Below are 22,920 nucleotides of genomic sequence, written 5' to 3'. Positions count from 1 at the left end.
CACTACACGTGGTGCATGCCGTGTGGCGTCGCCTTGCAGCTTCCATGCGGCGTCGCCTTCCAGCGCCCGGAGCAGCGTCACTGCGGCTTCGGCGCCGAAGAACACCGGTGCATCGCCCCTGCCCGCGCCCGCCGGTTCGCGGGGTACATCCGGTGTGTTCGGATCTGACTGGTCAGGCACCGGGGTCAATCGGCCTTGGACATGGAGACCGTGTTGTTGTGCCATCGACTCCCGTGTCACGACGAAGGCGAAGGCGCCTTCGGCCAGCGGCGCTTTCGTACCGGCGAACCTCGCGCCCCAGGCGGTCGCGTTCGCTGCGACGCCGAGGACGAGGCACATGTCGAGTTCGCCCGTTGCCAGATAGTCGGTCGCGGCTCTCAGCGCGCCGAGGAAGGAGTCCTCACCCACGTCGACCGCCAGGCAGGGGACCGTGCAGGTCGTATCGGTTGGCGACTCGGCCGGCAATGACGTTGGGCAGCGTGCCTGGGGCGGTGTTCTCGTCGATCGGGGGCGTGGCCCGGCAGACCGTGGCCACGCCGGCCGCGATGGTATCGGCCACGGCGTCTCCGTCCACCGCACGGATCTCAGGAAGCGCGCCGTCCAGCAGATGGCGGTACACGCGGACGGCGGCCTGGCCGGAGCGACGTGCGAACCCGGCATGGCCGACCACCACACCGGTTCGCTCGGCCATCTCCCGCCACGGTTCGCCTACGCCCTCAACCAGCCGTGCGACGGCGGTGAGCGCCATGAGCTGGCTTCGGTCGATCGCCTCGATCACGGGGGGAGGCATCCGGACCTGCTGGAACGCCGGGGGCGGGTAGGGGTCGGCGAACCCGGTCGCCCACGGGTGGGCTCCGGAGTTGCTCAACCACCGTCGGATGTGGTCACGGTCCGGTTCCCCCGGCAGGTGAGCGCTCCAGCCCACGACGACGAACGGGTCGTCGAGCAGCGGGGGAATCGAGCATCCGCTCAGCTCCGGGGAGACCTCGACGAGCAGTTGGTGGGCGTTGACGCCCCCGAAGCCGAAGGCCGAGACTCCGACCGCCCGGCCCTTCTGGTCCGGAAGCGGCGCGTCGGCGATGGGTACGAGGGACGCTGATGCCTCGTCGGCCAGGTCGGGGGGCACGGTGATGAACCGTTGCTGCGCCGGGACGCTGCCATGCTGAAGACCAAGAAGGCCATGGATGAGGGAGACCACGCCCGCCGCAGCGGCCGTATGACCGACGAGCGCCTTGTTCGAAGTGACCAGCGGTCGGTGCCCCTCGGCCACCGCCGCCAGTGTCCCCAGCTCGACGCGGTCACCGGTCGGTGTGCCCGTCGCATGGGCGACGATCCATTCGATCCGGGATGCGGTGATGCCCTGTACCGAGCGGGCTCGGCGGATCGCGCGCTCCTGGCCGGTCCGGCTCGGTGCGTATACGGCCTTGCCGCGCCCGTCGGAGGCGCCGCCGAAGCCCGCCAGCACCCCGAGCACGGTGTCTCCGTCGGACCGTGCCCTCTGCAAGGACTTCAACGCGACCAGTGCGGCCCCATCGCTGAGGATCACCCCGTCGGCGTCACGGTCGAAGCAGCGGACGTCCTCGTTCGGGCTGAGTCCGCCGAGTTTCGAGAACTCGACGTTGAACCGAGGAGTGAGCATCCACATGCCGCCGCAGAAGGCGATGTCGGCGCGGCCGGAAAGGATGCGCTTCGCGCCTGCGTCGACGGTGTAAAGCGATGAGGCACAGGCCGCGTCCAGGATGTGCGCCTCGGTCCTGTCCCCGGGTAGCCGGCCCTTCATGGCACGGAGAACCTGCTGGTAGGGCAGCACGAGTGAGGGATCGCTGACAGCATGAGGCAGGTGCCTGGCCAGGGCGGCGCGTACCTCGGTGGCGTGCTCGCCCGCCGTCGCCGCGAGTTGCTCCGCCACCGCGCTCTCCTCGCAGTGCAGACAACCGTCAACGGTCACCGTCGGCACGAACGCGACGCGGTCCTGGAGGGTGATGGCGACTCCTCGCCGGGCTTGTGCCAGGGCGTGCCTGAGCCACGCGGCGCCCAGCGGCAGGAAATCCCCTGTGGCGAGTTCGTTCGCCGACCCGCCCTGCGGCCCGACACCGCGGAGAAAGCCGGACCTTCGGACGTACATCCGGTCCTGGGCATCGCGATCACGGGCCCAGAAACAGTCGATGTCGAAGTGCTCTCCCGGTTCGTCGAACACCGGGTCACGCCGGTGCAGGACCTCCCAGAACTCCTCCGCCGATGAGGCGCCCGGAATGGCGATGCCCATGCCCACCACAGCTACCAGCCGGCTGTCGTCCGCCTGTCGTTCTGTGACCGATGCGGCAACCGAGACCTTCGCGGCTCGATCCGCCGAGGCCGCGGATTCCCGGGAAGCACTGCTCTCACGGCGCGACGGAGACGGCCTCTGGCGGTCGGTCAGTGGCCAGTAGTCGGCGCACATGGAATACCCCGTCGAGATGCCCGGTCCCAAAGGCGCGGCATCTCGCATCGCCCGGACGAAAACCTCGTGCTCCGGCCAGGCAGCGGCCACGGGGCCATCGATCAGCGAGGCTGACGCGGTGTTCACTCGAATCCCGAGAGGTGCGTACTCAGCTGCTTGATACCGCGTGAGCGCCTCGATGGCCGCCTTCGCCACCCCGACCGGTGTGTAGTTGGGAAGGATCAACGGCGCGCCGATCGAAGACAGGTTCACGATCGCGCCTGCGGGCCCTCGGCCGAGCAGTGGCGCGGCGGCCTGCGCACACCAACGGCTGCCGTTCACCCCCGTGTCGAATACGCGCCCCCAGTCTCGTTCGGTGACGGCATGGGAAGGCTGCATCACATCGTGGGCGGCATTGTTCACGAGCACATCAAGTCGACCGTGACGCTGCTCGACCTCGGCGAACATGCGTTGCACGCTCTCTTCGCGGGCCACCGAGCCGCGCAGCGACTCGGCCGAACCACCGGCCGCACGAATCTCTGCCTCCGCGTCGGCCGCTGCCCTGGGCGAGTGGAAACAGTTGACGATGACGTGAGCGCCTCGGGCCGCCAGCTTGCCCGCAATGACCCTGCCGACTCCCTTGCCCCCACCGGTGACCATGGCGACCGCACCGTCGAAGCTCATCAGGCCCTCCGCCCCTGTGGTGCCTCGCCACCCGCCAGTTTCCTGACGAGGTCGGCCACATCCGGGATGGTGGAGTATTCGCTGATTCTGAAACCCGTCGGAAGCTGAGGCAGCCCGTATTTGTTTGCCAGCGCGGACATCAGTTCCATCTGCTTCAGCGAATCCACACCGAGCTCGGCCTCCAGATCCGCGTCGTCGGCGAACACCTCCGGCGGATAGCTCAACCTCTCCGCGTAGAGGGCAACGATCTCCGCATGGAGCTTCTCCGGCAGTGGCAGTGGCAGCGGGAGGCTGGCCGACGTGGCCTTCGCGGCATCCCCCTCGTCCGATCCGGCGGCACAGGTCCGGCCCGGCCCTGGCGACCCCGCCGGGGCCAACTCAACTGCTGGCGAGGTTCGCCGCGTTGCGGGCTGGTGGCCTCGGGCGCCCGGGCCTGGCCAGGTACCGCAGGCTCCGTACGGCCGGGCATCGCGGTGACCCGGCCGAGCGACGGCGCTTGCGCATCGGGCAGGCTGTCGAGGCGTTCCCTGAAGTCGCCGGTGAGCCTGGTGCGAAACGGCGCCACCGCGATGGCTCCGGATTCCGCGGCTGTCACCAGATCACTCAGCGCACCCTTGGCTCCGCACTCGACGAAGACCTCCATCCCCTCGGCGTACAGCGACCGGATCGCGCCGAGAAAACGTGTCGGGGCGACCAAGTGCCGCGACAGGAGCGCCAGGACGTCGTCGTCATGCTGGTACCAGCGCGACAGATGCGTCGAGAACACCCGGACGCCTGTCGGTTGCGTACGGAGTTTCCCGACCGCGGCGACGAAGCGCCGCCGCGCCGGCTCCAGAAACGGCGTGTGCTGCATCCGCGGTGACCGCAGCCGCGTCGCCCGCCACCCCGCCGCTGCGGCCACCGTCAGGATGAGCTCCAACGCCGCGTCATCGCCGGCCACCACGTACTGCTGCGGCGCGTTGTCCGCGGCAAGACACAGTGACGGGTCGGCAATGGCGCCGATGAGCCGACGCCCCCGTTCTGCACTGATGTTGATCGCCACCAAGCCGCCGCCGGGTGGCGGGCACGCACGAAGGCTCTCCGCCCGCTCGCAGACCATCCGCGCACCGTCAGTGACCGTCAGCGCACCGCCGGCAGTGAGAGCGGCCATCTCACCCATGCTGTGCCCGACCAGGGCCACGGGCCGGACATCGTGCACCTCACGCAACAGCGTGTACGCCGCGATGGCCGCAGTGAAGATCGCCAAGTCCCAACGCGCAGGGTCTTCGCGCTGAAGGAGGTCGGCCGACGGCGCCCCCGGGTCGGTGAGCAGCGAGGACACCTCTTGGCACCCGTACTCGGCCGACACTCTTTCGATGTCCGACAACACAGCACGAACTTCGTCGTGTTCCTTGGCCGCAGTACCCAGCAGCCCCGGTAGATAGGCGCCCTGCCCAGGAAAGGTGAAGACAGGTCCGTTCCGCATCACACCTCCAGGTGGCCCGCCGAAGCAATTCGCTCCGTGTTGATCAACTCACGATAAGCGGCGTCCAATTGGTGCAACACCACACATTCCTGGAATCGGTCATGGGCTCGGCACGCACGTCTCCTGACGCCCTCCCGACGCACCAGCAACACTGCTTCCCAGGCTCTGCGCCTGTCGCGTCGCACAGTTGCGGCGCTTTCGCTCAGCCATCCGCCCGGCCTGGTGCCCGAAGCCAACTCCTTGTGCCCGAAGCCAACGTCGGCTCGGCCAACGTGGACCGGCAACGGGCCGGCGTCGGATGAGCCCGAGGTCGCCGCCGGCGGGTAGCAGATCGGCCAGTCGCGGGCTGGTCGCCAGCGCGCTCAGGCTGCTGTCGGTAGAGGTCGGTAGAGACCGGTAGAGCAACTGGCCATCCCGGCGTTTCCGATCCGAGCACCGTTGCCCGCGGCGGCCGCGGACAGTGTCATCAGGGGGTCGTCAGAGGGCTGTTGCCCACTGAGTGTGTGACGGTCAGAACGATCAGAGCTCCGTGGCGCTCCGCGACTCTGACTCCCCGTAACTCTGACTCCCCGTGACTCTGGCTTTCCGTGACTCTGACTTTCCGTGGTGCTCCATGGCGCCGAATCCGTAGACGCTGGCAGCGTGTCACCACCGAGCGTGTGCTTTCTCCGCCACTTCCAGGAGGATGGCGATGAGCGCTTCACGTTGCCTGCCGTGCTCCTTCATGGCATGACAGTTCGGGCACAGGGCGACCATCTGCACCGGATGGTCGCGTCCGCCTTCGGAGATCCTCTTGACGTGGTCGACTTCCAGTATCGGTCGCCCGTCGTCTTTCACATCGGCGGGCTGGCCACCGCATCCCGGGTTCTCACAACGTCCTCCACACCTCAGGAGGACTGCTTGCCTGGCCAGGCCGAGTCGAACTATTTCGCGGTTGACGCGCTCGACTCGACAGCCGCGTGTTGCCGCTTCTCGCTGTTCGACGGAGGAGACGAGTTGTCGATACCGGGCAACGTCCCGACTGTCCGGTGCAACGTCCCGACTGTCCGATGCGATGTCCCGACTGTCCGATGCGTCGTCGACGTCTGAGGGGGGTACCACGCCTGACGCGACGGCAGCGGCACGGCTGCCTTCGCACTTGAGGTGTCTGGACCGACCGTCGGCGAGTCCCGTATCCCCGCACACCGAGCAGCGACGTGCCGCCGCCGAGCCTGCGCCGCTCGCGGCCCTCGCTCCCGATCCGGCGTCCGCGCCGAGTCGGGAACCTTCGGCCTCCCCAGCCACCTGCTGGGGCCGCTGCACCGCTGTTGTACCGCTCGTAGCATCCCGACCCCGCCCATCCACGAGAAGCGGAGCCAGATCGATGCGAAACATGTTCGCGGCGGCCACGACCCACGGCAGGTCTCGGCCGTGAGGTCCCCATGGAGCCTTGGTCTTCGCTGCTGCTCCGTACGGTCGGTCCAGTTCGACCTGCACCGCGGCGGACCGTTCGCCGTGCTGTCGGGGGTGGTACGTCGCCGTCGCGCCAGCTGCCGTTCGGGCCTGCCGCAGCTTCTCACTGACGGATGCGTAGAGGGCATCGGTGTGATCCGGAGATTCACCGTCTATGTGAAGCAACACGCTGATCCGGCGACGGTGCTCGTAGGGCGGTGGGTCGCCGATGCGGATGCGCAGGTCCCCATGGGTGAATGTCTCCACCACGACCGTTCGCGCAGCAACCATGAAGGTTGCGCCCGGGGCGTCCAACTGTCCGATTACGTTTCTTAAAAACCGGTACCGCGCCTGGGCGGCCTCCACCTCTCTTCTGACCCCCGGCTTCTTCCACCGGGACAACACTCGGCTTCTTGAGAACTGGGCCTGCCCACCACCCTGCGAGGTGGTTTCCGTATGGTCCGGCTCACCCAACCTTTCGATCATCCGAGTCGTCCAGCCGCGTGCGACCAGATCATCCACTGTGATCCACTTTCGGTGACGCGGCACGCGTATGGCGAGTTCCGGTGGGATGGATGAGGCCACGACGACTCCTTCGCTCTGGGAGGTTTCCGGTAGAGGGTGCCACGGTCGATACCGAAGCCGGTGGCAACTTCGTCGGCAGCGATGCCTCGGTCGTCGTCTTCACGGCTCAGGCGGCGCCATGATCTGGGTAACGGGCCCTGCCCGTGACGGGTGAGAGCGACAGGGAACCGTGCGGACCCAGCTCCTACGGGATATCGACTGCCGGAGGCCTGAGCTTGCACGGAATTACATAATTACGTAACCTCGTGGGCATGGATCTGGAAGAGCGTGTTGCCGAGCTCGAACGGCGCATGGCGGAACTGGAGGGTGCGAGCCCGGCTGCGCCCGCCGTGGGGGAGGGTGATTTCTGGGCCCTCGACGCACTGAAGGCGCGGCACCCGGTGACGCAGGAGGCGGACGGTGCCGTCCTGTTCACCGGGGCGGTGCGGGTGCCGACAGGGCACCGGTATGAGTGGCAGTACGGCCTGCTCACAGAGACCCTGTTCGAAGACGATTGGCTCGACTCGGCCGAGTCGTTCGCCGCGCTCGGCAACCCCGTACGGCTGCGGCTCCTGCGGGAGATTCTGGGCGGTCTGCGCACCGCCGCCGAACTTGCTGCGCTCGAAGGCGTCGGCACCACCGGCCAGATCTACCACCACCTGCGCCAACTGACCGGCGCCGGCTGGCTGCACACCACCGAGCGTGGCCGATACGAGGTCCCTGCCGGGCGAGTGGTGCCGCTGCTCGTAGTGCTCACCGCCGCGCGCCCCGTGACCTGAGCTGACCTGACTGTTTTGTGTACGGGTCTGTATGAGTCTGTACGAGGGGGAAGTAATGTCCGTAGGCCGACGCAAGACCGCTGCGAGGATCCAGCATGCGTTGTGGCTGATCTTTTTTGCCCAGATCGCCGTCGGGTTCTTCGTGGAACTGCCGTACAACTACTGGCTGAGCTGGCTGCCCGCGCTCGGTGCGATCGCCATCAGCCTGGTGACCTCCCGATCTGCCCGTCGGCGGATCGAGACGGAGCCTCCGGCGCCCGTCGAGGTCGCGCCCCCGGTCACCGGTCGCTGGTCCGTTCTCAACAGCCCCGCCGACAAGGTGCCGAGTCACGGCACGCACAACCTCGCGCAGACCTACGCCATCGACATCATGGCTGAACCGGAGGAGGGACCCGCACGTCCCGCCCCCGTATGGTTCTGGCCCATCGCCTACCGCAACGAGGCCTATCCCGCCTTCGGGGCGCCCCTGCTGGCGGTGGCCGATGCCACCGTCGTGTACGCCGAGGACGGCCAGCGCGACCACCTCAGCCGCAGCTCCCTTGCCGGGGTGCTGTACTTCTGGCTGATCGAGGGCGTCGGCAGGACGCTCGGCGGGGCCCGCCGTATCGTCGGCAACCACATCGTCCTCGACCTGGGCGGGACGTACGCCGTGTACGCGCACGTCCAGCGCGGCTCGCTCGAGGTTCGGGCGGGCGAGAAGGTCGTCGCCGGCCAGGTACTCGGCCGCTGCGGCAACTCCGGCAACTCCACTCAGCCGCACGTGCACTTCCAGCTGATGGACGGGCCCGACCTGGACTCGGCGCGTGGCGTTCCGTTCCGCTGGCGCGGGCTCGGCGTGCCGGCCAACGGCGACGTGTTCATGACCGGTGCGGACGGCACGATCGGTGTGGACGGCACGACCGGTGCGGGCGGCACGGTCGGTGTGGACGGCACGACCGGTATGGACGGCACCTCCGGCACGACCGGTGCGGACAGCGCGGACCGCGCGGACAGCACGGAAGCCGTAGTGCCGGCGTCGTCCCACGGGGCGTGAATCCCACCGGCCACCGGCCCCCGGCCCCGGCCACCGGCCCCCGGCCGTGCGGGACATGGCCGGGGGGAGTGGCCGAGGGGAACGGATGGTACTGCCGGGCGTGCCGCGTTGGTTACGGGCGCGGCACACCCGGCACAGGTCACCCGCATAGGTCACGCGGCGTAGGTCAACGCCTAGGTCACCCGGCCTGTTCCTGCTGGTCCGCCGGGGGGATGGGCGGGGCATGCGCCAGGCCACGACCGTGCCGATCACGAGCCCCACGACGGCCAGCAGGGTGGCGACCAGGAACGGGTCATGGGAGTGCAGGGCCGGGGCGAAACCGAGGCCGATGCAGACCGCTGTTCCGGTCGCGCCGCCCAACTGGTCAGCCGCGCGCTGCACGCCAGAGGCGATCCCGGCGTCATCCGTGGTGACACCGCTGACCGCGACGTACTGCAGTCCCACGATGCCGAATCCCATCCCGGCGGAGATCAGGGCCATGGCCGGGATCAGCGCAACCCCGTCTGCCTGCAGGGCCGAGACGAGCGCGATCGCGGCCATCGCGGCTGCGGTGAACCCGATGCCGGCAAGCACGCACGCGCGTGCTCCCCACCGGCCCAGCAGACGGGGAGTGAGCAGGGAGAACACGATCAGTGAGGCCGCCAGCGGCAGCATCGTCAGGCCTGCGCCCAGCGGGCCGACGCCCCATCGGTCCTGCAGGTAGAAGGTGAAGAGCAGGAACGAAGTCGACAACGCCCCACTCAGCAACATCGTGGTCAGGTTGGCCGTCAGGCGTGTGCGGTGGGCGATGAAGCGCAGCGGCAGCAGCGGATTGAGCGAGCGTGCCTCAACGCGTACGAACGCGACCCCGGCGGTCAACGCACCGACCAGCGCCGCCGGAGCCACCCATCCGGGCGTTCCGGATTCACCGCCCTGGACCACGCCGAGGATGAGGAGCAGTGGGCACGCGGTCAGCAGCAGCGCGCCGGGCAGGTCCAGTGACGGTACGCCCTTGGCAACGGGCCGGCCGCCCTCGATCAGGAAGACGGCTGCCAGCACCACGACCAGGATGAAGGGGACCGCAACCAGAAAGGTCCACCGCCACCCCAAGTGGGCGGTGATGATTCCGGACAGGACGAACCCCAGCACGAGACCGCAGCTGGCCACCGCCGCCCACACGCTCAGCGCTCGCGACCGGCGTGGGCCCTCGGGGAACAGCAGAATGATGGTGGCCATCGCGGCAGGCAGCGCGACGGCCTCACCAGCTCCCTGCAGCAGGCGCGCGCCCACCGGCAAAGGGAAGGTGGGAGCCAGGCCTGCCAGCAAGGAGCCGGCGCCGAACAGGCCGGTGCCGAGCAGCAGCACGCGCCGCCGTCCCAGCAGATCGCTCAGCCGACCGCCGAGCATCAGCAACCCACCACCGGTGATCGTGTACCCGACCACGACCCAGGTCAGGGCAGGCCCGCCGACACCGAAGTCGGCGCCGATCGAGGGCAGAGCGATGTTGACCAGGGTCACGTCGACCGCGATGAAGAACTGCAGCATGGACACCGCGCACAGCACGAGCCATGCGCGTACAGGAGACGGGCCGCGCCCGCGTGAAGAAAGGATGCCCGAGAACATCAGGTGCTCCGTCGCTCAGAGGAATCCGAGCAGCACGAACGTGCCGCTCCGGTCTGGTCACGAAGCGGCTGGACGCCCAGGAAGGGTGTGAGTCGAACGCCCCGCCGTTAGCGGGGCACCCTGGTCACTGCGGCACAAGCGGCCGCACACGAAGCAGCAGACATGCGGTGAACGCTACCAGTTCGGTAGGACAACGACGCCGGTGGGATCGCCGGCACAGCACTGGAGTTGGTGGTCCGGGACACGGGGCACTGGGACACCGGGGTACCGGAGTACCGGGACACCGGAGTACCGGTACCCCGTACCGCCGCCTGATCCGGATCGGGCGGCGGTGCCCGTGGGCAAACTGGCCGCCCTGGGCGAACTGGCCGCCCTGGACGTGCCTACCGCATGGGGCGCTGTTCAGTGGTAGGCGTGGACGACGGCGTGGCCCTTGCCGCGGCCGATCATCCACTTGTTGACCGGCGTGGTGATGACGAAAGCGATGGCGAAGCCGCCCAGTAGCGCCGACCAGAACAGCCCGTCGGACAGTTGGGCGTCCATCGCGCCCGGGACCACGGCGATGATGGCGTTGTCGACGAGTTCCATCACGGCGATGGAGATGGTGTCGGCGGCAATCGCGATCTTGATGGCGGTCTTCAGATCCACGCCGGCTCGGCGGACCGCGAACAGGGTGAGTGAGTAGCCGAACACGAACGCCAGCGCGATCGCCAGGACCATCGTCTGTACATTTCCCCAGGCCAGCGCGGTGCCGATGGCCATGCCGACGATCTCGCCGATGGCGCATCCGGTCAGGCAGTGCAGGGTCGCCTTCACTGCCATGCCCCAGGATGCCCCGCGGTGCGCATGGCCGCCGTGCTCATGCTGGCCGTGCCCCTCATGCGCGGTATGGCCGTTCGGGGTGTTGGTGTGGTGAGCGGCGTGCTCCATGACCTGTCATCCCCAATCGTTCGAGCGATGGCGTCCTCGTACTCGTTACCGACGACGTTATACCCCCTGGGGGTATAACGCCAGTGGTGGCGCCTTGGCTGAAGGAGTGAGGTGTGTTCTTCCGTTCTGTGAGGCGTCGGTGGACGGTCGTGTGCCTGGTGGTGGCCGGGGGAAACTGCACACCGTGCTCGGCGCAAGCGCGGCCAGGAGGCGGGCGACGTCGGGTCGCCCGCCCCTGGGCTCGGGAGCTGTTCGACTCAGGCTGTCACGGGCTGCGGTTCGGCCGGGGCCGGCGCGGTAAGTCGGCCCGTGCGGTGCAGCCCGAAGAGCGCGGCGGCACAGGCAAAGCCGAGGGCCAGCAGTACGAGCCATGGCAGCGCGGACATGCCCGCGGCTCGCGCACCGTCGAGGGCCGCGCCGGTGAGCAGGTTCCCCAAGGTGATGCCGATGCCGCAGATGGTGTTGTAGAGCCCGTAGTGAGTGGCCACGAGGCGGTCACCGGAGAGCCGGACGATGACGTCCATCTCGAAGGGATACGCGATCATCGTGCCCAGTGCGAGCAAGAGGGCGGCGAACGCCGGGGGCACGGCAGCCAGCAGCCACCGGCCGAGGCCGGCTCCCGGCACGGGTAGGGCGGTGGCCGCCAGGAGTGGCAGGAATGCGAGCCCCATGAGCGCCAGTCCCCAGGCGAGTGCCCGCCCGGGGGCCATCCGCGTCTTGCACCATGCCGTCACCCTGGTCTGCAGCAAGATCGTGCTCAAACCTGAGACGGCGAAGAGCAGCGCCACTGCTGCGGTACCGGCCTCGCCGTCGCCGCTCAGCCGTCGCACCTCCAGTGGCAGGGAGAGGTAGACCTGGAAGGACAGTACGTACGAGCCGATCATGGCGGCGGAGAAGAGCAGGAACGGCGGATTGGCCGCGACCGAGCGCCACTCGGACAGGACGCTCTCCCGCTTGCCGGGACGCTGCTTGCCGGGATGCTGTTTGCCGGAATGCTGCTTGCCGGTGTCGTCGGCCCGGCGGGCGGGCAGCGCACGGATCTGCACGATGCTGAGCAGAGCGAAGATCACGGCCGAGACCAGACAGGTGAACCGGAAGTCCACGCCGGTGACCACCATGCCCACCACCGGGCCGAGCAGAATGCCTGCCTGGTAGAACACGTTGAACAGAGCGAACGCCTCGACCCGGCGCTCGCCGGCGTCGGCGGCCAAGTAGGCCCGGACCGCCGGGTTGAACAGTGCACCGGCGAAGCCGGTGGCGGCGGAAGCCGCCAGCAACGCGGGCAGGGAGTCCACCAGTCCGAGGGTGGCGAAACCCAAGGTGCGCAGCACACAGCCGGCCACGATGAGTGGTTTGTAGCCGAACCGGTCGGCCAGCGTTCCGCCGATCAGGAACATGCCCTGCTGACTGAAGTTCCGGACGCCCAGGACGAAGCCGACCAGCCAGCCGGCCAGGCCGAGTGTCCCGGACAAGTGTGCTGCCAGGTACGGCATGAGCATGTAGAAGCCGAGGTTGATGGTGAACTGGTTCACCATCAGCAGTTGGACGCTACGTTCGTAGGAACGTACCTGTGCGAGGGTGCCCTTCACCGGTTCGCCTCCTCCTCGTTCTCGGAGGTGAGTTCAGCGCCGGCGGCCTCGACGGGCCGGGGCAGCGTCAACGGGTCCACCACGTCGGCGCACCGGGTCCACCGCGTGACCTCCTTCTCGTCCAGGCGCCCCACCACTTCCGGTTCTGCGGCCGGCGGCGAGTCGAGCAGGCCGTGTGCGGAGCAGTAGTCGTCGTCGTACACGGTGCCGAGGTACCGCTGAGGGCCGTCCGGGAAGATCGCGGCGATCCGGGTCGCTGCGGGTTCGGTCCGGGCAAGCCAGCCGGCGACGAGCGCGACCGCGCCCACGCTCCAGCCCCCGGTGGCGTAGTGGGACGCGGCCAACTGGCGGCAGGCCCACACCGCCTCCGCCGGAGCCACCCAGTGCACCTCGCTGAAGGTGCGGTAGGCGACGTTGCGTGGGTAGATGCTCGATCCGAGGCCGCGCATCAGCCGGGCCCTGGCGGGCTGACCGAAGATCGTCGACCCGATGGTGTCCACGCCGATGACACGCAACTCCGGGTAGAGCTGGCGCAGTACGCGGGAGACGCCCGAAGAGTGCCCGCCGGTGCCCACACTGCACACCAAGATGTCGACGTGGCCCAGCTGGGAGGCCAGTTCGAGAGCGAGCGGAGTGTAGGCCGTGGTGTTGTCGGGGTTGTTGTACTGATCGGGGCACCAGGAGCCAGGGTGCTGAGCCAACAGCTGGGCAACGCGGTCGCGGCGGGCTTGCTGCCAGCCGCCGGTCGGGTGCGGTGTCGATGCGATGTCGACCTGGGCTCCGTAGGCGGCCAGCAGCCGCGTCATCGACTGTTCCAGTCCTGGGTCGGTGACCAGTGTCACCGGGTGGCCGTAGGTCAGGCCGGCCAGGGCGAGGCCCAGACCGAGTGTTCCGCTTGTCGATTCGATGATCCGGTTCCCCGGGCGCAGCTCACCGCGCGCGCGTGCCCGCTCCACCATGTGCAGGCCGGGCCGGTCTTTGATGCCGCCCGGATTGAAACCCTCCAGCTTGGCCCAGAAGCCGCGTCCGGCCGGCGCCAGCGGCTCGGAAACACGCAGTACAGGGGTGTTGCCGACCAGCCGGGCAAGGCCCTGAGCTGCGGGCGAGGAGGTATGGGAAGCCGGCTCGGCAGGGAAGCGGGAGGCCGGCTCGGCAGGGAAGCGGGAGGCCGGCTCGGCAGGGAAGCGGGACGCCGGTTCGGCAGGGAAGCGGGACGCCGGCTCAGGGATGGTGCGGGCCTGAGAGTTCATGAGATGTGCCTTCAGTCGCTGTACGAGTGTGCGGGCAGCTCCTATGCGCGCGGCACGTGGCGATGGTGATACGTGCAGTACGCGCAGCGATGTCTAGACGAGCCACCGGCAGACGCGTGCCAGCGCTCTCAGTCCGTTCGCGGGCCTCAGTCCGTTCGCGGGCACGCAGAGAGCGGACGGCTGAATGCGGTCCCATGCCAAGTGGCGCGCAGGGGGCACGACTGCACCCGTGGAGGGCGCCGAAGGTGGTGCCGGATGAGCCGACGGTGCGAGCGGCGCGCCCGACCGTCCGCGGACGAAAGCCTCGCAGTCCGGATGCGGATGGGAGGCAAGCCCCTGGGAGGTCGCCCCCTTTTCGGTGGGCGCGGTCAGTGCCGTCGGTGGAGCGGGAGAGTGGGTGATGCCGTGTCCCGCAAGCGGGCAACCGAGCAGCACTATCAGCAGTCCGCCCAGCACGATTGCCGGTCGGCCGTGCTGCCGCCACGAACGGAAGAGGACACCGCGCAACGCTCGGGCAGCCGCGGGAATCCAGGAGGAAACCTGCCGCCGAAAGGGCAGGAGAACGGGGGAGGGAGAGTACGTCACAGCGCTCCGTACGAAACCGCGCAACCTGGCATGAGGTATCGCGGTAAGCAGGGGTCAGACGAACAATGAATGACGCCGACGGTCAGCCACTTGCCTCTTATTTGGCCGAAACATGGGCCGAAAAGCGGCTGAAACAACGCCGGAAGAACTGGCCGCCGTCAACGCACGACGCAGGGGCGTATCGAGATTCGGCCGGGTGACCGCGAACCAGTTCGAACAAGGCGGCCTATCGGTCTAGACCCGCAGAATGGCGGGATCTCGCCGCTCGGCGGACGTGATGCCGGCCTCTGTCGCCCGCGAGTGTGTGATGGTGCGGGCGTGCGGGAACGACGCGATGACGAACGGGGTCGGACAGGGACTGGGCAGGTCAGCGCCCTGCGGTGGCTGACCGGACACGCAATGGTCCGAGGCGTGTCCCGTGCCGTCATCGTCGTGGTGATGCGGTGGGGCATGCTCGTGCGATTCGGGCGTCGCCGATGTCGCGGACATAGTCACGCCAGGCGCGGAATGGTGTGCCGCGCTCTCGCCGCTCACGCCGTGCGTATACAGCAGTGCCAACAGGAGTACGGCCAGCCAAAGCACCCGCAGCGGACCCGCCGTCTTTCGGCAGGCCCGGAGCGAAGGTGAAGTCCGGAGGGCCGTAACCATGCCGTGATCATAGCGTCATCCCCGACCTCCTGTGCAACGAACCGGGGTGAACGCCGAGTGAATTGACCTATCGAGGTATGAGAAACCGGAGAACGGGTGGAGCGGCGCTCCATGGCTGAAGGGCTCATTCGCTCGCGCTCGACAATTGAGGGGGGAGCTAACGGGGAAACAGGGGCAGGGCGGCGTCGTTCCTCCGTCCTTTATGTGCTGCTTGGTTGCCCGAGGCGTTGGAACCATGGAAGCGGCCCCCGTGGCGTGCCTGTCCGTCGCGTCGTTCCCCGGCGAGCTCCACGAGAGCGACCGTCGTCGGACCCGGAGGTCGAACCCGGCCGGCAGATACGCCGGTTGTCGAGGCCGCATCCCACGCCTCGGAGCATGAGGAGAAGGCGTCCACCCACCTCATCTGAGTGCGTGCGGTAGAGCGCGGTAGAGCAGCGTGGGCAGCTCGATGACAGTGTGACCGGCTCGGGATCAGGCTTGCTGGTGAGCGACGCCGGTGGGACCACGCGAGCCCATGACCCGTGTCGTGCATGCCTTGGACGACGAGGGTGACGAACAGGCAGACGGGCTCATCGCAAGTGAGCGGCATCAACCGGGATCAACTTACCTTGAACGGTGCGGCCGCGGCGGAGCGGCAGAGAGCGGCCGAGAGCGGACGAGAGCGGCGTCAGCGCACCAGAAGCCCGATAGCGACCTTCAGCCGGTCGAGGTAGAACTCCCGTGATGGGGCCTGATGCTTGAGGCCGATCGATGCGCTGATCATCGTCTGCGCGACAGCGGGGGCCACTTCTTTTCCCAACTCGGCGGCGATCGCATCGGTGATCAGTTCCTCGAAACGTCGCGGCGTTGTCTCGATGATGTCTCCGAGGAGGTCGGGGTTGTCCTCGATGACCGCTGCGACGTCGCACGTCAGCGGGCCGATGTAGCGCCCCGCCCACTGATCGAATGCCTCGACGAGGCGCTCTGGAAGGGAGCGTCCGGTGTCGGCCAGGACGTGCTCGACCGCTGTGATGTCTCGCCCCAGGGCCTGGGTGACCGCGGCACGGAACAGAGCCTTCTTCGAGGAGAAGAGGAAGTACAACCCGGGCCGGGAGATGCGCGCTGCCCGTGCCACCTCCTCCATCGAGGTCTTCCGGTAACCGAATCGCGCGAACGTGACCATGGCGGAGTCCAGCACCAGGGTCCGGCGGTCGGCGTCGGCGACTGTCGGCGACGGTGGGTAGTTGGCATCGGGACTGCTCATGAAGCGAGCGTACGAGCGAGAGTCGGGCTATACAAATCTCGTTCAGTTCGTATAGTCGAAGCCATGGTCGCTCGCGAACTCATCTCCACACCCTTCACCGCCTCCAGCACCGCGGACGAGGTGGTGCGGGACATCGACCTTGCCGGTGTCCGCGCGATCGTGACGGGGGCCTCCTCCGGGCTCGGGATCGAGACGGCTCGTGCGCTGACCGCCGCCGGGGCGGAGATGACGCTTGCCGTCCGTAACACGACTGCGGGTGATGCCGTCGCTGAGAGGATCGAGGAGTCGACCGGAGGGATCCGGCCCCGCGTCGTCCGGCTCGACCTCGCCGACAGGGCCACCGTCACACGGTTCGTCGACGCATGGAGCGGCCCGCTCCACCTGCTGATCAACAACGCCGGCGTGGTCACCGGTGGCCTGGAGCGGACTCGCGAGGGCTGGGAGTGGCAATTCGCGACGAACCACCTCGGTCACTTCGCCCTGGCCACCGGTCTTCACCACGCCCTGGCCCAGGGAGCGGCCGAACGCGGCGAAGCACGGATCGTCGCGGTCAGTTCGACGGCGCACATGCGTGCCGGCGTCGACTTCGACGACTTCCACTTCGAGCGTCGCAGCTACGATCCGCAGATTGCCTACGCCCAGTCGAAGACGGCGAACGCTCTCTTCGCCGTCGAGGCGACCCGCCGCTGGGCGTCCGACGGCATCGTTGCCAATGCCGTGAACCCCGGCGGTGTTGCGACGGGTCTGCAGCGGAACTTCACACCTCAGCAGAAGAAGTCACTCGATGAGGCCGAGGCCGCCGGAGTGTTCACGTACAAGACGATCGAGCAGGGGGCCGCCACGAGCATTGTCGCGGCCGTCGCTCCGGAGTTCGCTCACTCCGGAGGCCACTACCTCGACGATTCGCAAGTGGCTTACACCGTGCCGAACGACGCCGACCTCGCGCAGCATCCGCATGGTGTCAAGGAATGGGCACTCGACCCCACCACCGCCAAGCGTCTCTGGGCGGTCTCGACGGATCTGCTGCGCGGCTGACGGAAATTCAGAACCCATTCACGCAACGGTGCTGGCCGCGTGTGCTGACTGCGTGTGCTGACCGCGTGTGCTGGCTGCGTGTGCTGGCCGCGCCACGAGAGTACGCACCGGCTGCCACCGGGCCTGACCGCGGTGCTCGCGGCATCAGCCCACCGTCAAGGGCACCACGTGATGGACCCACCGATGGCCGTTGAGTCATCTTGGCGATCTTGGCTCGCAGGCCGAAGGCGAAAGCTGGTGCACCCGGGCGTACCTCGACATGGAAATACCCAACAGCATATTCATTTGCAATATTCCGGGAATTACCTCTTGGTGGAAATTCGCCGAGAGTAATTTCTTTTCACCTCTTCGGTGAGTTTAGCGAAGCGCCTCTGGCGTGCTTCGCCGGTCGTGCGGCTGACTCGTTGGAGTCGATTGTGCGCTCGTGGGAGGCGGTGGCGCTGTGTTGGTGACGTCTGTAGCCGAACCGTGGACGCCGGCTCCTTTCCCTGACGACGCTGCCCAGCTGGTGGATTCGTTGAAGCGTCGGCTGATCTCGCGCATGGACGCGGGCGGGGCCGTGCGCGTGGCATGTCGCAGCCGGGTTCTTGAGTCGGCGCTGGCGTTGCGGTTGGTGGAGAGGGTCGGCCGGGAGGCTGCCTTGGGTGTACGTCTCCGGTCCTACCTGGAACAGCAGCAGCCACGGTTGGACGGCTTGGAGCACGTGCTTGCCGAGGCAGCGTTGGGCGACACCGGCTTCGGCCCAGGGGCGGCGCAGGAGTGGGTGAGCCTGGCACCGGCGTTCACTGCGGCTCGAAAGCGGGCGCTGGTGGAGATGCTGGCGGTGGTCCTCGATGACCATCACGTGCCGGTGTGGGATGAGCGGGCCTTTGACGGAGCCGGACTGCACAGCTGGGCGTTGGTGCAGATGAGCGCGGTCAAAGCGGTCCTGGCTACGGCTGCCGGCAGCCCGCAGAGGGTGACCGATGAGGACGTGCGACGGCTGATGGACACCCAGCGTGCGCCGCACGTGTGGGAAGGCAACGTGTTCATCCATCTCTCGGTCCTGCACGCCCTGGCGCGGTTGCCCGGCACGGAGGCCCTGGTCGCCGAGGGACTGCACAAACTTCGGGCGCACCAGCGCCCGGACGGGGGGTTGCCGTTCGTATCGGATACCGACACCTGGTGCACCGCCACCTGCGGGGCGGCCCTGGCCTCCGCCGGCGCCGACCCCCGGGTGCAACACCGGCTCGCCGCCCACCTGACACGGCGACAGCTCCCGGCCGGTGGCTGGTCCTACACCGACCTGGCCTGTCAGAGCGATGTCGATGACACCTCGGTGGCGGTGCAGTTCCTCCACGTCCTGGACGCCGAACGATACGCCGGCTCCGTCCAGCGGGGGATGAGGTCGTTGTACGCAGTACGCGGTGACGACGGCGGGTTCCCCACCTATGTAGCGGGGGCGCCCTCGGAGGCGTCGATGACCGCTGCGGCGTTGGGTGCGCTCACCTTGTGCGGGCAGCAGCACGCCCCGGCGGTCCGGCAGGGCCTGGCCTTCCTCGCCGGTCAGCAGCACGAGGACGGCTCCTTTCCCCCGGACTGGAGCAACAGTCGGCTGCACACCGTCTTCCGAGTGCTCCTCGCGGCTCGGCGCACTGCACGCCCGGCGCCTGCGGTGCGGCGCATGGTGGAGCGCAGCGCCGAGCTGGTGCGCTCACAGCAGAACAGCGACGGCGGATGGGGGCAGCAGGCGGGTGACAGCAGCGACGCCATCAGCACCGCCTACGGCCTGATCGCCCTGTGTACGCAGCCCGGCGCCAACCCCGAGCCGGCCCTCGCCGCAGCGGACTTCCTCACCACAGCCCAGCGCGCGCACGGCGGCGCCCCTCCGCGACCGGACTCCATCGGACCACGCCCGTTCATCTTCACGGTGCCCGCCCTGGCAGAAATTTTCACGCTCCTGGCACTCGGCCACCTGCGCCACCGTCTCGCCCCCGTGTCCGCAGTTCCGCCCGCACGGCGGTCTTCGCCGGCGGTGGACGGTGAGTGAGCGCGAGCGGGGCGGGGCGACCCCACGCCATGTGGGCTTCATCCCCGACGGCAACCGCCGCTGGGCACGGCAGCACGGCCTGTCGGTCATGACAGGGCACCGCCGCGGGGGGCAGGTGACGGTGGAGACGCTGCGGTGGTGCGCGGCGGCAGGAGTCGAGCGAGTCACCGTGTGGGCCCTGTCGATGGACAACCTTGTCGGGCGTCCGGAGGTCGGCAGCATGTTCACCGCTATCACCGAACTCGCCCAGGAGCTGGCGAGCATGGACGGCTGGCGCCTGCACATCATCGGCAACCCCGAACAAGCACCGAACTCCGACAGCGTCGCTGCCCTGCGCCAGGCCGAACGCGCCTCTGCGCCCCACGGGCCGCGAGCGGTCAACCTCGCCGTGGGTTACGACGGACGAGAAGAGATCATGAACGCCACTCGGTCGCTGCTGGCCCGGTACCCGCAAGTCCCGTTGGACACTGGGGCGCTGTCGCGGGAAATGGAGCGTCGCCACCAGCCCGATTGCGACTTGATCATCCGCACGTCGGGGGAGTACCGCCTCTCCGGCTTCCTGCTGTGGCAAAGCGCCTTGGCCGAGCTCTACTTCGCCCCCGAGCTGTGGCCCGACTTCACCGAACAGTCCCTCCACCGGGCACTCAACTCCTACGCCCGACGTGAGCGGCGGTTCGGCGCATGAACCCTGAAACCGACTCACCACACGAACTGACGGCGTACGCCTACCATCACCTCACCCGCCTCCTCCCACCGAGCAGTACCCCTCACCCCGCTGCCGAAAAGGTGGAGGAGGAGGTGCGCCGCTGGGCGATGCGCACCGGGCTCTACGGCCCCGGCCAGGAGTCATGCCTGGCACGGCGGAAGATCGGTCACCTGGTCGGCTCGTGCATGCCCGACGCTCCCACTCCGGTGGTCCGTCTCACCGCCCACTACCTGGCCTGGGTCTTCGCCTTCGATGACACCGTCGCCGAAGACGCCCACCGGTGGAGCGACACTCTCGCCCGGGACCTGCCTCACCTGCTGGAACACGGCACGCCGACATCCAACGCGCCCAACGAACGGAAGGCGACCAGCGGACCGAACGCGCCCAACGAAGCCAACGAAGCGAACGCGTTCAACGAACCCAACGCGTCCAACGAATCCAACGCGACCAGCGAACCGAACGTACCCAACGAACCCAACGCGCAGGAAAGCGATCTCATCGCAGCACTGGCCGACATCCGCCAGGACATCGTGACAGCCGGAGGCGAGCCGCTGCTGACGCAGCTCGCCGCGGGGTTGCGGCAGTACTTGGACAGCTGCACACGGGAAACGCCCTGGCGCGCCACACGCATGCCGCCGGCCCTGGGCGACTACCTGTGCGACCGTACCCACACCAGCGGGGGACACCCCCTGTACCTGCACCGCCTCGCGCCCGGCATGCCCCCGCTCACCGAGGCACTGCCACCCGCCGTGATCGGTCTGGCCGAACTCGCCTTCCTCATCGGGGGGCTGGCCAACGACCTCCTCGGCTTCGCCGCGGAACAGCAACACGACGACCCCGTCAACGCCGTCACCGTCCTTGCACACGAATACCGTCTGCCAACGCCCGATGCCTACCGGGCCACCGTCATCCTCCACGCCACGCTCACCCACCGCTTCACGACCGACCACGCCCGGCTGCTCACCGACCCCGGCCTCAGCGAACCCCAGCGCAGGTTCGTCGTCGCCATCGGCGGCTGGGTCGCCGGCAGCGCGGCGGCCACCACCCCGTACTGGCACCATCTGCAAACCCAGCAGCCCAGAGCGCACCGGAGGCCCCCGTGACCGGATCAGCCCCCCGAACCGTCTACGTGATCGGCGGCGGCATTGCCGGGCTCACCGCAGCCTGGCGGCTGCAGCAGCGAGGCGTCATCGTGCGCGTCTTCGAACGCGAACCCCAAGTGGGCGGGCGGATGTGCACGATCACTCAGGACGGCTTTCGCATCGAAACCGGCGCCAGCATCCTGGGCACGAACTACACCGGCATGCTCGACCTCATCAAGGAACTCGGCATCAGTGAGCAGTGGGGCCCCGCCACGGCCGTCTGCGGTTTCCTGCACAACGGCCGCCTCCACCGGGTACGCGCGGCCTCCAAGGCCGATTTCCTGCGCACTCCCATCATCGGAGTCCGCTCCAAACTCGCCCTCGCCCGTGTCCTGCCCGACCTGATCCGGCACCGCAGGTGCCTGGACTGGGACACCATGGAGCACAACGCCGACCTGGACCGGCTCAGCGTCACCGAATACTCCCGGCGCCACCTCACCCGCGAGATCCACGATCGGCTGTGCGAGCCGCTCTTCGGCGGCAGCGTCGTGCTCGGCGACCCCGCCCAGCTGGCCGCCGCCGACATGTTCTTCTACGCAGCGAAGCTCCTCGTCCCGCACTTCAACTCCCCGCACGGCGTCGGACTGCTACCCCAGACCCTGGCCGACCGGCTCCCCGTGACATTGGACGCCACCGTCACCGACGTACACACCACAGACCGCGGCATCACCCTTTCCTGGACCCACCACGGCCGCCCCCAGCCCGACGCACACGCAGACGCCGCAATCCTCGCGCTCCCCGCTCCCCACGTACCGGACCTGCTGGCCGAGCTGCCTTCCGAAGACGCCGCATACCTGCGCTCGGTCCCTTACTCGCGCGGCTTGATCACCACCTTCGGACTCTCCCACCCACCGAAGGAGACCTCACCCACCATCTTCACCACCCGCGACGCACACCCCGAGATCGCCGGCATCGAACTGCATCACAACAAGCTCCCCGGCCGCGTGGACGGCGACCGCGGACTGATCACCGTCCACCCCCGCAAGGACTTCACCGAGGGATGGTGGGACAAGGAGGACACCGCCATCGCCGAACGGCTCCTCCAAGCCGCCTCCACGATCCTCCCCGGCGTGCGAGACGCGGTGCTCACCCACCACGTCAGCCGCCGTGACCCCGCCCTCGTCGTCCGACCCCCGGGCGGATACGCCCAGCTCCGTGCCTTCAACACCCGACGCCGCACCGCCGACCCCCGCATCCAACTCGCCGGCGACTACTTCGGCCCCTCCAGCACCTACGGCGCCCTTCGCTCCGGCGAACACGCCGCCACCCGTCTCCTCGACCACTTCACCACCGACACGTGATCGAGCAGTGACACCTCAGGTGGCCGGCGATCGCGGACCGGGCGCGAGGACAATCGCGGAGAGCCACCGTGGGATACGCCGGACTCCGTCGGACCCCAAGTGGCTCGCCCGTTGCCGGCATGGGAGGTTCGGCGGTATGCCGGTCGTGTCTCACTACCGCGCAGTGTGCGAGATGTGATCGTTCACGAATTGGTTCTCCCGGGCGGCGGGCGGCCGCGTGAAGGAGGCGGTCGATGGCGTTGCCTCATGCGGAGATTCCTGCCGGCGCGAACGAGGAAGGCAGGTCACTTCCCGGCCAGCGACGGGAAGCGCCGAACCGACGGCGGACTGTTCTCGTTGGACGGCGTCCACCCCACCACTGTCGCCTACGGCATCCTCGCCCAGGAGCTGATCAACGTCATGCGGCTGGCGGGGGTCGAGTTCCGGAAACCCGATGGGATCACCGTGCGACCGGACCCGGTACGAGTGGACTTCCGCCGTCTCGT

At 68.3% G+C, this 22,920-nt stretch carries 14 protein-coding genes and 2 pseudogenes; 7 read left to right on the top strand and 9 right to left on the bottom strand.

The window, feature by feature from the left end; genetic code table 11:
* Window positions 1-400: 400 nt before the first annotated feature.
* The 4 genes from IF20_RS30925 to IF20_RS39420 all read right to left on the bottom strand — a co-directional run bounded on the left by IF20_RS30925 (window position 401) and on the right by IF20_RS39420 (window position 6,584).
* The gene (locus IF20_RS30925) at window positions 401-3,103 is read right to left on the bottom strand and encodes an SDR family oxidoreductase (protein WP_052868698.1); all 2,703 of its coding nucleotides are present in this window, start codon (window positions 3,101-3,103) and stop codon (window positions 401-403) included.
* Window positions 3,103-3,309, bottom strand: coding sequence for an acyl carrier protein (locus IF20_RS39425; protein ID WP_052868697.1), 207 nt, complete (start codon window positions 3,307-3,309; stop codon window positions 3,103-3,105). The genes IF20_RS30925 and IF20_RS39425 overlap by 1 nt, the downstream gene beginning before the upstream one ends.
* Window positions 3,310-3,323: 14 nt before the next feature.
* Window positions 3,324-4,568, bottom strand: coding sequence for an ACP S-malonyltransferase (locus IF20_RS30915; protein WP_110944696.1), 1,245 nt, complete (start codon window positions 4,566-4,568; stop codon window positions 3,324-3,326).
* Window positions 4,569-5,213: 645 nt separating this feature from the next.
* Complete coding sequence (locus tag IF20_RS39420; protein ID WP_199896817.1) at window positions 5,214-6,584, bottom strand: HNH endonuclease signature motif containing protein; 1,371 nt, start codon at window positions 6,582-6,584, stop codon at window positions 5,214-5,216.
* A gap of 251 nt (window positions 6,585-6,835) precedes the next feature.
* Here IF20_RS39420 and IF20_RS30905 point away from each other — a divergent pair, with 251 nt between their 5' ends.
* Together IF20_RS30905 and IF20_RS30900 are read left to right on the top strand one after the other, a co-directional pair.
* The gene (locus tag IF20_RS30905) at window positions 6,836-7,342 is read left to right on the top strand and encodes an ArsR/SmtB family transcription factor (RefSeq protein ID WP_052868694.1); all 507 of its coding nucleotides are present in this window, start codon (window positions 6,836-6,838) and stop codon (window positions 7,340-7,342) included.
* A 55-nt stretch (window positions 7,343-7,397) separates the two neighbouring features.
* Window positions 7,398-8,216 (top strand): annotated as a pseudogene (locus tag IF20_RS30900) (M23 family metallopeptidase); the annotation flags it as partial.
* A gap of 369 nt (window positions 8,217-8,585) precedes the next feature.
* Here IF20_RS30900 and IF20_RS38350 read toward each other — a convergent pair.
* From IF20_RS38350 to IF20_RS30875, 5 genes and pseudogenes are all read right to left on the bottom strand, one after another.
* A pseudogene (locus tag IF20_RS38350) lies at window positions 8,586-9,905 on the bottom strand (MFS transporter); the annotation flags it as partial.
* Between the two features lie 474 nt (window positions 9,906-10,379).
* A complete protein-coding gene (locus tag IF20_RS30890; protein WP_052868692.1) occupies window positions 10,380-10,907 on the bottom strand; it encodes a DUF4396 domain-containing protein in 528 nt (175 codons plus the stop codon).
* 257 nt (window positions 10,908-11,164) lie between these two features.
* A complete protein-coding gene (locus tag IF20_RS30885; protein ID WP_052868691.1) occupies window positions 11,165-12,496 on the bottom strand; it encodes an MDR family MFS transporter in 1,332 nt (443 codons plus the stop codon).
* Complete coding sequence (locus IF20_RS30880; protein ID WP_110944694.1) at window positions 12,493-13,746, bottom strand: PLP-dependent cysteine synthase family protein; 1,254 nt, start codon at window positions 13,744-13,746, stop codon at window positions 12,493-12,495. The genes IF20_RS30885 and IF20_RS30880 overlap by 4 nt, the downstream gene beginning before the upstream one ends.
* A gap of 1,900 nt (window positions 13,747-15,646) precedes the next feature.
* Window positions 15,647-16,222 (bottom strand): TetR/AcrR family transcriptional regulator, encoded by a 576-nt coding sequence (locus IF20_RS30875; protein WP_110944693.1) that lies wholly within the window; start codon window positions 16,220-16,222, stop codon window positions 15,647-15,649.
* A 63-nt stretch (window positions 16,223-16,285) separates the two neighbouring features.
* Here IF20_RS30875 and IF20_RS30870 point away from each other — a divergent pair, with 63 nt between their 5' ends.
* From IF20_RS30870 to IF20_RS30850, 5 genes are all read left to right on the top strand, one after another.
* Window positions 16,286-17,257: an SDR family NAD(P)-dependent oxidoreductase gene (locus IF20_RS30870; RefSeq protein WP_052868689.1), complete on the top strand. Its 972-nt coding sequence runs from the start codon at window positions 16,286-16,288 to the stop codon at window positions 17,255-17,257.
* A gap of 640 nt (window positions 17,258-17,897) precedes the next feature.
* Entirely contained in the window at window positions 17,898-19,286 is a 1,389-nt protein-coding gene (locus IF20_RS30865; protein ID WP_199896816.1) for a prenyltransferase/squalene oxidase repeat-containing protein, read from the top strand.
* Entirely contained in the window at window positions 19,279-19,971 is a 693-nt protein-coding gene (gene uppS / locus IF20_RS30860; protein ID WP_052868687.1) for a polyprenyl diphosphate synthase, read from the top strand. The genes IF20_RS30865 and uppS overlap by 8 nt, the downstream gene beginning before the upstream one ends.
* On the top strand, window positions 19,968-21,095 hold the full coding sequence (locus tag IF20_RS39415) for a terpene synthase family protein (RefSeq protein WP_052868686.1): 1,128 nt from the start codon (window positions 19,968-19,970) through the stop codon (window positions 21,093-21,095). Before uppS ends, IF20_RS39415 begins: the two co-directional genes overlap by 4 nt.
* Window positions 21,092-22,435, top strand: a complete 1,344-nt coding sequence (locus IF20_RS30850; RefSeq protein ID WP_199896815.1) for a protoporphyrinogen/coproporphyrinogen oxidase — start codon at window positions 21,092-21,094, stop codon at window positions 22,433-22,435. The genes IF20_RS39415 and IF20_RS30850 overlap by 4 nt, the downstream gene beginning before the upstream one ends.
* Window positions 22,436-22,920: the final 485 nt, after the last annotated feature.

This window comes from Streptomyces niger (assembly GCF_000718305.1).
GTDB classification, from domain to species: Bacteria; Actinomycetota; Actinomycetes; order Streptomycetales; family Streptomycetaceae; genus Streptomyces; species Streptomyces niger.
Note: the sequence above shows the minus strand (reverse complement) of the source record. Positions and strands in the feature narration are given on the sequence as shown.

What these genes read in the sequence shown, in the direction of transcription:
- IF20_RS30870 (WP_052868689.1), top strand. Translation starts at nt 16,286, where the DNA reads ATGGTCGCTCGCGAACTCATCTCCACACCCTTCACCGCCTCCAGCACC.
- IF20_RS30880 (WP_110944694.1), bottom strand. Translation starts at nt 13,746, where the DNA reads ATGAACTCTCAGGCCCGCACCATCCCTGAGCCGGCGTCCCGCTTCCCT.
- IF20_RS30905 (WP_052868694.1), top strand. Translation starts at nt 6,836, where the DNA reads ATGGATCTGGAAGAGCGTGTTGCCGAGCTCGAACGGCGCATGGCGGAA.
- IF20_RS30875 (WP_110944693.1), bottom strand. Translation starts at nt 16,222, where the DNA reads ATGAGCAGTCCCGATGCCAACTACCCACCGTCGCCGACAGTCGCCGAC.
- IF20_RS30915 (WP_110944696.1), bottom strand. Translation starts at nt 4,568, where the DNA reads ATGCGGAACGGACCTGTCTTCACCTTTCCTGGGCAGGGCGCCTATCTA.
- IF20_RS30890 (WP_052868692.1), bottom strand. Translation starts at nt 10,907, where the DNA reads ATGGAGCACGCCGCTCACCACACCAACACCCCGAACGGCCATACCGCG.
- IF20_RS30925 (WP_052868698.1), bottom strand. Translation starts at nt 3,103, where the DNA reads ATGAGCTTCGACGGTGCGGTCGCCATGGTCACCGGTGGGGGCAAGGGA.
- IF20_RS39415 (WP_052868686.1), top strand. Translation starts at nt 19,968, where the DNA reads ATGAACCCTGAAACCGACTCACCACACGAACTGACGGCGTACGCCTAC.